Annotated in this window: 11 protein-coding genes; 6 read left to right on the forward strand and 5 right to left on the reverse strand. The window is 72.6% G+C overall.

What is annotated here, in order from left to right:
- Positions 1-66 precede the first annotated feature (66 nt).
- A complete protein-coding gene (locus tag AOJ26_RS29290; RefSeq protein ID WP_053851375.1) occupies positions 67-801 on the forward strand; it encodes a maleylpyruvate isomerase family mycothiol-dependent enzyme in 735 nt (244 codons plus the stop codon).
- Here the strand turns inward: AOJ26_RS29290 and AOJ26_RS29295 are convergent.
- Positions 798-1,181, reverse strand: coding sequence for a MarR family winged helix-turn-helix transcriptional regulator (locus tag AOJ26_RS29295; protein ID WP_053851376.1), 384 nt, complete (start codon positions 1,179-1,181; stop codon positions 798-800). The two genes, AOJ26_RS29290 and AOJ26_RS29295, sit on opposite strands and share 4 nt — an antisense overlap.
- 86 nt (positions 1,182-1,267) lie before the next feature.
- On the opposite strand from AOJ26_RS29295, the gene AOJ26_RS29300 reads away from it, so the two are divergent.
- Complete coding sequence (locus AOJ26_RS29300) at positions 1,268-2,755, forward strand: MFS transporter (protein ID WP_053851377.1); 1,488 nt, start codon at positions 1,268-1,270, stop codon at positions 2,753-2,755.
- Positions 2,756-2,829: 74 nt separating this feature from the next.
- Complete coding sequence (locus tag AOJ26_RS29305) at positions 2,830-3,117, forward strand: DUF6332 family protein (protein ID WP_053851378.1); 288 nt, start codon at positions 2,830-2,832, stop codon at positions 3,115-3,117.
- Here the strand turns inward: AOJ26_RS29305 and AOJ26_RS29310 are convergent.
- The 3 genes from AOJ26_RS29310 to AOJ26_RS29320 form a co-directional block, all read right to left on the reverse strand.
- Complete coding sequence (locus AOJ26_RS29310) at positions 3,078-3,743, reverse strand: response regulator transcription factor (RefSeq protein ID WP_053851379.1); 666 nt, start codon at positions 3,741-3,743, stop codon at positions 3,078-3,080. The genes AOJ26_RS29305 and AOJ26_RS29310 overlap by 40 nt on opposite strands.
- Positions 3,740-4,978 carry a sensor histidine kinase gene (locus AOJ26_RS29315; protein WP_053851380.1) on the reverse strand — a complete coding sequence of 413 codons (1,239 nt, stop codon included), beginning with the start codon at positions 4,976-4,978 and terminating at the stop codon, positions 3,740-3,742. The genes AOJ26_RS29310 and AOJ26_RS29315 overlap by 4 nt, the downstream gene beginning before the upstream one ends.
- Before the next feature lie 119 nt (positions 4,979-5,097).
- On the reverse strand, positions 5,098-5,790 hold the full coding sequence (locus AOJ26_RS29320; protein WP_053851381.1) for a TetR/AcrR family transcriptional regulator: 693 nt from the start codon (positions 5,788-5,790) through the stop codon (positions 5,098-5,100).
- A gap of 132 nt (positions 5,791-5,922) precedes the next feature.
- On the opposite strand from AOJ26_RS29320, the gene AOJ26_RS29325 reads away from it, so the two are divergent.
- The gene (locus tag AOJ26_RS29325; protein ID WP_179200381.1) at positions 5,923-6,372 is read left to right on the forward strand and encodes a nitroreductase family deazaflavin-dependent oxidoreductase; all 450 of its coding nucleotides are present in this window, start codon (positions 5,923-5,925) and stop codon (positions 6,370-6,372) included.
- On the opposite strand, the gene AOJ26_RS29330 is transcribed toward AOJ26_RS29325, so the two are convergent.
- Positions 6,362-7,648: a geranylgeranyl reductase family protein gene (locus AOJ26_RS29330; RefSeq protein ID WP_053851383.1), complete on the reverse strand. Its 1,287-nt coding sequence runs from the start codon at positions 7,646-7,648 to the stop codon at positions 6,362-6,364. The two genes, AOJ26_RS29325 and AOJ26_RS29330, sit on opposite strands and share 11 nt — an antisense overlap.
- 133 nt (positions 7,649-7,781) lie before the next feature.
- Between AOJ26_RS29330 and AOJ26_RS29335 the strand changes: the two genes are divergently transcribed.
- Positions 7,782-9,137, forward strand: a complete 1,356-nt coding sequence (locus AOJ26_RS29335) for a dipeptidase (RefSeq protein WP_053851384.1) — start codon at positions 7,782-7,784, stop codon at positions 9,135-9,137.
- A 65-nt stretch (positions 9,138-9,202) separates the two neighbouring features.
- Positions 9,203-9,910 (forward strand): MBL fold metallo-hydrolase, encoded by a 708-nt coding sequence (locus tag AOJ26_RS29340; RefSeq protein ID WP_053851385.1) that lies wholly within the window; start codon positions 9,203-9,205, stop codon positions 9,908-9,910.
- Positions 9,911-9,942 lie beyond the last annotated feature (32 nt).

Below are 9,942 nucleotides of genomic sequence, written 5' to 3' on the forward strand. Positions count from 1 at the left end.
GTATAAGAGACAGGCCCAAAACACAGGCTCACCCCCCCCCCCGCCGCCGTCAGGCACACTCCTCCCATGGAGACAGCCGAGTTCATCCGGATCCTGGACCGCGAGGGCCAGTTGCTCGCGTCGGCCGCCGAAGAGGCGGGCGTCGACGCCAAGGTGCCGACCTGCCCGCAGTGGCAGGTGCGGGACCTGCTGCGGCACACGGGCACGGTGCACCGCTGGGCGACCGCGTTCGTGGCCGAGGAGCAGGCCGACTTCCGACCCATGGACGAGGAACCGGACCTCGACGGGGACGAGTTGCTGGCCTGGTTCCGCACCGGCCACCGCCTCCTCGTCGACACGCTGGGTTCCGCCGCGCCCGACGTCCGCTGCTGGCACTTCCTCCCCGCCCCCGCACCGCTCGCCTTCTGGGCCCGGCGGCAGGCGCACGAGACGACCGTGCACCGCTTCGACGCGGAGGCGGCGCGCGGCGGCACCCCCACCGAGATCGGGCGGGACTTCGCGGCCGACGGCATCGACGAGTTGCTGCGGGGTTTCCACGCCCGCGCGAAGAGCCGGGTCCGCAGCGCCGAGCCCCGCGTGCTGCGGGTACGGGCGAGCGACACGGACGGCGCCGTGTGGACCGTACGCCTGACCGGGGAGCCGCCCGTCACCGAGCGCGGCGAGGCGGGGGACGCCGACTGCGAGGTGTCCGGGCCCGCCGCTCGGCTGTACCTGGCGCTGTGGAACCGGCTGCCGCTCCCGCAGGTGACCGGGGACGCGTCGGTCGCCGCTCTGTGGCGGGAGAAGTCCGCCGTGGGCTAGGAGGAGGTCTCCAACATCCTGGTGAGGACCGCGCGTTGCACCGGCAGGGCGTCACGGTGCAGCGCGCGCCCCTTGGCCGTGAGCGACACCCGTACGCCCCGCCGGTCCTCCGCGCACATCCCGCGCTCGACGAGTCCGTCCTTCTCCAGCCGGGCGATCAGCCGTGACAGCGCGCTCTGGCTCAGATGGACCCGCTCGGAGATCTCCTGCACGCGGTAGGCGCAGCCGCCGTCGGCCAGGACGTCCAGGACCTCGAAGTCGCTTCCGCACAGGCCGTGTTGCTGAAGAGCGCGGTCCAGTTCGCACTGCGTGCGCGCGTGCAGCGCCAGGATGTCCCGCCACTGTTCCGCCAGCGCCTGCTCGGGCTTCTTCGCCACCATGCGCGGCACCGTAGCAGAGAAGACGAATTATTGCATCGGAATTAAATGCGTTTGCATTCGATGCACGCGCATGTAGTGTTCTCCGCATGACCTCTCCGCTCACCACCACCGCGGACGCGACCTCGGCGGTCCGCTGGACACCCAGGCTCTGGGGCACCCTGCTGGTGCTGTGCGCCGCGATGTTCCTGGACGCCCTGGACGTGTCGATGGTCGGCGTCGCACTCCCGTCCATCGGCGCCGACCTGGGCCTTTCCACCTCGACGCTGCAATGGATCGTCAGCGGCTACATCCTCGGCTACGGCGGCCTCCTGCTCCTGGGCGGCCGGGCCGCCGACCTGCTGGGCCGGCGCCAGGTCTTCCTGGTGGCCCTCGGCGTCTTCGCGGTCGCCTCACTCCTCGGCGGCCTCGTCGACTCGGGCCCGCTGCTGATCGCCAGCCGCTTCATCAAGGGCCTCAGCGCCGCCTTCACCGCGCCCGCGGGCCTGTCCATCATCACCACGACGTTCCCGGAGGGCCCGCTGCGCAACCGCGCGCTCTCCATCTACACCACCTGCGCCGCCACCGGCTTCTCCATGGGCCTGGTGCTGTCCGGCCTGCTCACCGAGGCCAGTTGGCGTCTGACCATGCTGCTGCCCGCGCCCATCGCGCTGGCCGCCCTGGTCGCGGGCCTGAAGCTGCTGCCGCGCAGCGCCCGCGAGAAGGACCACAACGGCTACGACGTCCCCGGCGCCGTCCTCGGCACCGCCTCGATGCTGCTGCTCGTCTTCACCGTCGTGCAGGCTCCCGAGTCCGGCTGGGCCTCGGCCCGCACGCTGCTGTCCTTCCTCGCCGTGGCCGTGCTGCTGAGCGTGTTCGTCGTGGTCGAGCGGCGCTCGCCGGGCCCGCTGATCCGGCTCGGCGTGCTGCGCTCCGGCACCCAGATCCGGGCCCAACTGGGCGCCATGGCCTTCTTCGGCTCGTACGTCGGCTTCCAGTTCCTCGTGACGCTGTACATGCAGTCGCTGCTCGGCTGGTCGGCGCTGCACACCGCGCTCGCCTTCCTGCCCGCGGGCGCGCTGGTGGCGGTGTCCTCGACGAAGGTCGGCTCGATCGTGGACCGGTTCGGGACCCACCGGCTGATCCCGGCGGGCTTCGCGCTGATGGTCGTCGGGTACGCGCTGTTCCTGGGGATCGACCTCGACCCCGTGTACGCGGCCGCGATCCTGCCGTCCATGCTGCTCATCGGCGCCGCCTGCGCGCTGGTCTTCCCCTCGCTCAACATCCAGGCCACCAACGGGGTCGAGGACCACGAGCAGGGCATGGTCTCCGGGCTGCTCAACACCTCGGTGCAGGTCGGCGGCGCGATCTTCCTGGCCGTCGTGACCGCCGTGGTGACCGCGGGCGCACCCGAGAACGCCACCCCGCAGGCCGTTCTCGACAGCTACCGACCCGGCCTGATCGTGGTCACCGCGATCGCCGCGGCCGGCCTGCTGATCACCCTCACGGGAGCACGCACCCCGCGTCGGCCGCAGCAGTCCGTCGTCGTCGCCAAGTCCACTGCGCGGGAGGCGGAGCGCGTCGCCGTACGCGACTAGGGGGACGCCTCCGACACCGTGCGCCCGGCCGAGCCTGCTTGCTCCGCCGGGCGCACGGCTGTGAGACTCGGAGGATGGAGACGTACGGGGGACGCCGGAACCAGGCGGAGCGGGACGCGGTCACCGTCGAGACCGGATACGCGCTGTGCAGTGCGCTGTTCGCGGCGGCGGTGCTGTTCGGGGCGGTGGCGGGACCGGCGCTGCTGTTCGAACTGCCGGACACCGTCGAGAAGTTGCTGCTCCGCGCCGGGCTGGCGATCGCTCCCGTGGTCTTCGTCGCCCGGGTGGTCAGCGTGCTGGTGCGCTTCCGGCGGGAGCGTCCTCAGCCCAGCCAGCCGGGTCGTACCAACCCCGACTCGTAGGCCAGCACCACCAGTTGGGCGCGGTCGCGGGCGCCGAGCTTGACCATCGTGCGGCTGACGTGGGTCTTGGCGGTGAGCGGGCTGACGACCAGGCGCCGGGCGATCTCCTCGTTGGACAGTCCGATGCCGACCAGGGCCATCACCTCCCGTTCCCGCTCGGTGAGTCCGGCGAGGGCGCCCGCGGCCGCGGGCTCCTTGGAGCGGGCCGCGAACTCGGCGATGAGACGGCGGGTCACCCCCGGCGACAGGAGCGCGTCGCCGTCGACCACCGCCCTCACGGCACGCAGCAGTTCCTCGGGTTCGGTGTCCTTGACCAGGAAGCCGGAGGCACCGGAGCGGATCGCCTCGAAGACGTACTCGTCGAGCTCGAAGGTGGTGAGCATGACCACCTTGACGTCCCGCAGAGCGGTGTCCTCGGTGATGCGCCGGGTCGCGGCCAGTCCGTCGAGGAGCGGCATGCGGATGTCCATCAGGACGATGTCCGGCCGTAGTTCGCGCACCTCGCGCACCGCCTCCTCGCCGTCGGAGGCCTCCCCGGCCACCTCGATGTCCGGCTGCGCGTCGAGCAGGGCCCGGAAACCGGCCCGTACGAGCGACTGGTCGTCGGCGAGCAGTACGCGGATCACCGGTCGTCCTCCTTGGCCTTCACCTTGAGCGGCAGTACGGCGAGCACCCGGAACCCGCCCTCGGGACGCGGGCCCGCCTCGATCGTGCCACCGAGGGCCGCGGCCCGCTCCCGCATTCCGGCCAGGCCGTTGCCGCTGCCGCCCGCGTCGGCGCCGGTCGCGGGTCCGTCGTCGTCGATACGGAGCCGCAGCGCGTCCGCGTCGTGATCGAGCCGCACGCGCGCGTGCCGCGAGCCCGAGTGGCGTACGACGTTGGTGAGGGCCTCCTGCACGATCCGGAAGGCGGCGAGGTCCGCGCCGGGCGGCAGGGTCGGCGCCGCGCCCGCCACCTCGACCGTGAGACCCGCGCCGGCCGCCTGGGACACCAGCTCGGGCAGCCGGTCGAGGCCCGGCGCGGGGGCGCGCGGCGCGTCCCCGGGGGTGCGCAGGGTGTCGAGCACCTGGCGGACCTCGCCGAGCGCCTCCTTGCTGGCGGCTTTGATGGTGGTGAGCGCGGTGCGGGCCTGGTCGGGGTCGGTGTCGAGGAGGGCGAGACCGACCCCGGCCTGGACGTTGATGACGGAGATGCTGTGCGCGAGGACGTCGTGCAGTTCGCGGGCGATCCTCAGTCGCTCCGCGTCGGCGCGGCGCTGCGCGGCCCGGGCCCGCTCGGCCCGTTCCCCGGCCCACTGCTCGCGGCGGGTCCGGGCCAGCTCCGAGACGGCGACGATGGCGACGACCCAGGCGGCGATCACGCCCTCCTGCCCCCAGGGCGCGGCGGAGTCCCCGGACGGCGGCAGCCACCGGTAGAGCCAGTGGGCCACCAGCACGTGCCCGGCCCACAACATCCCGAGCGCGGACCAGGCCGCCCTGCGGTGTCCGGCCACCACGGCGCTGAAGCAGGCCAGGGCGACGGTGAGGAACACGGGCCCGTAGGGGTACCCCGCCCCGAGGTAGAGCATCGCCGCGGCAGCCGTACCGAAGGCGACGAGCACCGGCTGCCGGTGCCGCCACAGCAGCAGCCCGCAGCCGGCCACCAGCAGCGCCCGGGCGAACAGGTCGAGCCCGGCCCGCTCGCCGACCTGCTGGTGGGCCGCGTAGTTGGACCCCCCGAGCACGAAGAACGTGAGGAACAGGGTGGAGGGCCACGGCCACCGGGCACCCCGTACGTCGCCGTCGGCACCCCGCCACCACGACGGCCCGTGCCGCCGCCACCGCGGCCGGTCTCCGCCGCGCCCGCACTGCTCACCGTCCATGACAGCCACGCTAGACGTCCCGGCCCGGCCGGGACGTCCCACGGGCGTGGTGATCACGCCTACTCCCGGCGGAGTACGACGACGGCGAAACCGGGGTGCGCCGGCCCCGCCGAACGCGCCTACCGCAGCCCCACGCCCCGCCCCGACTGCCGCACCGCGTGCCGGAAGAACGGCTCGCGCTCCTCGACCACCCGGTTGAACTGGCCGAAGAGTTCGAAGCCGACCAGGCCGAAGAGCTGGGCCCAGGCCACCACCAGGGCCGCCACCACCGCGCAGGGAAGGTCGGGGGCGAGGTCGGTGGCGATGCGGTCGGCCTCGGCGTGCAGGTCCTCGGGTACCGGCGGCAGCTCCGCGAGGCCCTCCGGACCGTGGTGGGCGTCGCGGACGATGCCGACCAGGAGGAGGCCGACCCGGGCGGCGGGCGGAACGGTGGTCTGCGGCGCGGTGTAACCGGGGACGGGAGAGCCGTAGATCAGGGCGTACTCGTGCGGATGGTCGAGCGACCAGCGGCGGACCGCCTCGCACACCGCGACCCAGCGCTCCAGCGGGGCCGCCTGCGCGACGGCCTCGTGCGCCCGTTCCGCGCTCTCCCCCAGGGAGTCGTACGCGTCGATGATCAGTGCGGTGAGCAGGTCGTCGCGGCTCGGGAAGTAGCGGTACAGCGCCGAGGAGACCATGCCGAGCTCGCGGGCCACGGCCCGCAGCGAGAGCTTCGCCGCGCCCTCCGCCGCGAGCTGCCGGCGCGCCTCGTCCTTGATGGCGGCGGTGACTTCGATCCGGGCGCGGGCCCGGGCCCCTTGTGCGGTGCTCATACGACTCAGTGTCGCACAGGAACAGAGCAGTGCACACAATCGAGAGCACTGCTCTTGCTTTGGGTCGCCGAACCGTGCAGACTGATCCCACCGAAAGCGAGAGCACCGCTCTCTCAAACAATGGGGATGCTCATGTCCACGCACGTCCAGAAGCCCGGTTGGTTCACGGTCAACGTCCTCAACCGCATGGTGGCCTGGCTCACCCGCCGTGGCCTCAGCGTCTGGGGTTCCCGTGTCCTGGCGGTCCGCGGCCGCAAGAGCGGCGAGTGGCGGACCACCCCGGTGAACCTGCTGACGGTGGACGGCCTGCAGTACCTGGTGGCGCCGCGCGGCCATGTCCAGTGGACGCACAACATGCGCGCGGCCGGCGGCGGCGAACTGCACCTCGGCAAACACGTGGAGACCTTCACCGCGACCGAGGTGGGCGACGACGACAAGGTCCCGCTCCTGCGCGCCTACCTCAAGCGCTGGAAGGCCGAGGTCGGCGTCTTCTTCAACGGGGTCGGCCCCGACTCCCCCGACGCCGACCTGCGCCGCATCGCGCCCGACCACCCTGTCTTCCGCATCACGGTCAAGAACTGACCTCCCCGCCCTCGGGGGCGCCTGCGGGACGCGGGTCCAGCGCGGCAAGCGCCCGCTGGGCCATCGGCCGCCCGCGGACCAGCTCGCCCAGCGAGGTGGCGCCCTGGGTGATGTCCTTGAACGCGTTCCACGCGGGCCGGAAACCCGTCAGCGCCGCGTGGAACAGCCCGGGCCGGCGCTCGAACGCGCTCAGCAGCCGCTTGCCGACGCTCATCTCGACGCCGAGGCCAGCCTTCACGGCGAACGCGTAGTTCAGCGCCTGGCGCCGGGTGTCCACCGCGTCGTGGGCCTCCGCGATCCTGACCGCCCACTCCCCCGCGAGCCGCCCGGAACGCAGCGCGAAGGAGATGCCCTCGCGGGTCCACGGCTCCAGGAGCCCCGCCGCGTCACCGCACACCAGCACCCGCCCGCGCGAGAGCGGCGAGTCGTCCGCGCGGCAGCGGGTCAGGTGCCCCGAGGAGATGCTCGGTTCGAACCCGGCGAGACCGAGCCGCCCGATGAAGTCCTCCAGGTACCGCTTGGTGGCCGCGCCCTCACCGCGCGCCGAGATCACCCCGACCGTCAGGGTGTCCCCCTTCGGGAAGACCCAGCCGTAACTGCCCGGCATCGGCCCCCAGTCGATGAGGACCCGTCCCTTCCAGTCCTCGGCGACGGTCTCCGGAACCGGGATCTCCGCCTCCAGGCCGAGGTCCACCTGGTCCAGCTTCACCCCGACGTGCGCGCCTATCCGGCTGGCGCTGCCGTCGGCCCCGACGACCGCCCGCGCGAGCAGGGTCTCGCCGCCCTGGAGGACCACCGCGACCGTACGCCGGTCGGGCACCGCCGAACCGTGCTGCTCGACGCGCTGCACGGTGACGCCGGTGCGCAGCTCGGCGCCCGCCTTCTGGGCGTGCTCGACCAGCTGCTGGTCGAACTCGGGCCGGTTGATCAGCCCGAACAGCATCTGCTTGGAACGCCGGGTCCGCGTGAAGCGGCCGTTGTTCGAGAACGTGACCGCGTGCACCCGGTCCCGGAACGGCAGCTCGAAGCCCGGCGGCAGCGAGTCCCGCGAAGGGCCGATGATGCCGCCGCCGCAGGTCTTGTACCGGGGCAGCTCGGCCTTCTCCAGCAACACCACGCGCCGTCCCGCGACCGCCGCCGCATAGGCGGCCGAGGCGCCCGCGGGGCCCGCGCCCACCACGACGACGTCCCACACCCGCTGCGCGTCGTCCTGCACGCCGTCCGCCGAAGAGTCGTCCGCCGAAGTGCCGTCCGCCGAAGAGTTCTCGCTGCTCACGATGGTCTGCTGCTCCCGATCAAGCCGTTGCCGCACCTGTCTCCCGCATCCTACGGCGGGCCCGCCCACAGACCACTGTGGGAGGATCTACGGCACTCACAGGTACAACGTCGCACCCACAAGGAGCGTGCCCATGTCGTCGAATCCGGTCGCCGAGACCGTCGCCTCGCTGATGCCGAGGGCACGGGCGGAGCTCACCGAACTGGTGGCGTTCAAGTCGGTGGCGGACTTCGAACAGTTCCCGAGGAGCGAGAGCGAGGCCGCAGCCGGCTGGGTCGCGGACGCGCTCACCGCCGAGGGGTTCCAGGACGTGGCCCTGCTCGACACCCCGGACGGCACCCAGTCGGTGTACGGCTACCTGCCCGGCCCGGAGGGCGCCAAGACGGTCCTGCTCTACGCCCACTACGACGTGCAGCCGCCGCTGGACGAGGCCGGCTGGACGACCCCGCCCTTCGAGCTCACCGAGCGCGACGGCCGCTGGTACGGGCGCGGGGCAGCGGACTGCAAGGGCGGTGTGATCATGCACCTGCTCGCGCTGCGCGCCCTGAAGGCGAACGGCGGAGTGCCGGTCCACGTCAAGTTCATAGCCGAGGGCTCGGAGGAGCAGGGCACCGGCGGTCTGGAGCGGTACGCCGAAGCGCATCCCGCGCTCCTGGAGGCGGACACCGTCGTCATCGGCGACGCGGGCAACTTCCGCGTCGGCCTGCCCACGGTCACCGCCACCCTGCGCGGCATGACCATGCTGCGTGTCCAGGTCGACACCCTCGCGGGCAACCTGCATTCGGGTCAGTTCGGCGGCGCCGCCCCGGACGCCCTGGCCGCGCTGATCCGCGTCCTGGACTCGATGCGCGGGAAGGACGGCACGACGAGGATCGACGGGCTCACGCCGGACGCGTCCTGGGACGGCCTCCAGTACGACGAGGAGCAGTTCCGGGCGGACGCCAAGGTCCTGGACGGCGTCGAGCTGATCGGCGACGGCACCGTCGCCGACCGCATCTGGGCCCGCCCGGCCGTCACCGTCCTCGGCATCGACTGCCCGCCGGTCGTCGGCGCCACCCCGTCGGTGCAGGCGAGCGCCCGCGCGCTGGTCAGTCTGCGGGTGCCGCCGGGCATCGACGCCGTCGAGGCCACCAAGCTGCTCCAGGCGCACCTGGAGCGGCACACTCCGTGGGGCGCGCGGGTGCGCACCGAGCAGATCGGCCAGGGCCAGCCGTTCCGCGCGGACACCACCAGCCCGGCGTACGCGGCGATGGCCGACGCGATGGCGGTGGCCTACCCGGGCCAGGAGATGCAGTACGCGGGCCAGGGCGGCTCCATCCCCCTGTGCAACACCCTCGCGTCGCTCTACCCGCACGCCGAGATCCTCCTCATCGGCCTCAGCGAGCCGGAGGCCCAGATCCACGCCGTGAACGAGAGCGTCTCCCCGAAGGAGCTGGAACGCCTCTCGGTGGCGGAGGCCCTGTTCCTGCGCAACTACGCGGCGAGCTGATCCGCCGGCTCTGCTGTCGGCAGAAGGCCCTCGTCCCCGGACGGGGGCCTTTCTACGGTCGTTCCATGGACGTCATCGAGATCCTCCCCCGTCTCCACCTCCTGCACTTCCCGGTCGGCCAGGCCTACCTCTGGCGCGACGACGACGAGTGGACCCTGATCGACGCCGGTCCGCCGGGTTCCGCGGCCCCGGTCGCCGCCCGCCTCCCCGGGCGTCTGCGGCGGATCGTGCTCACCCACTTCCACGAGGACCACGTGGGCGGGGCGGGCGAGTTGGCCGCCATGACGGGCGCCGAGGTGCTGGCGCACCGACTGGACGCCCCCTTCGTCCGAGGCGAAGCACCGGGCCCGCCCCCGGTGTTCGAGGACTGGGAGCTCCCGCTGCACGCGGAGGCCCAACGGCACCTGCCCCAGGGCGGGTTCACGAGACCACCACGGCTCACGGAACTCTCCGACGGCGACGAACTCGACTTCGGCGACGGAGCGAGGGTCGTCCACGCCCCCGGCCACACCCCCGGCAGCATCGCCCTCCACCTCCCGCGCCACGGCGTGCTCTTCACCGGGGACACGGTGGCCGCCTCGCCGTTCGACGGGAAGGTGATGTTAGGCGTGTTCAACGTCGACCGGGCTCAGGCCGTTGACTCCTTCGCGAAGTTGGTGGCACTCGGCCCGGACATCGCGTGCTTCGGCCACGGGGGCCCGATCATGGGGCCATGGACTCCCTCACCCGCCACCGCCCCCACGCCGACACCGCCACCCCCCTCACCCTCCTGAGCGACCGGGAGCTCGCGGAGCTGGTGTCGTCC

Origin of the sequence: Streptomyces sp. NRRL B-24085 (genome assembly GCF_001282115.1) — a bacterium.
In the GTDB taxonomy this organism is placed as follows: domain Bacteria; phylum Actinomycetota; class Actinomycetes; order Streptomycetales; family Streptomycetaceae; genus Streptomyces.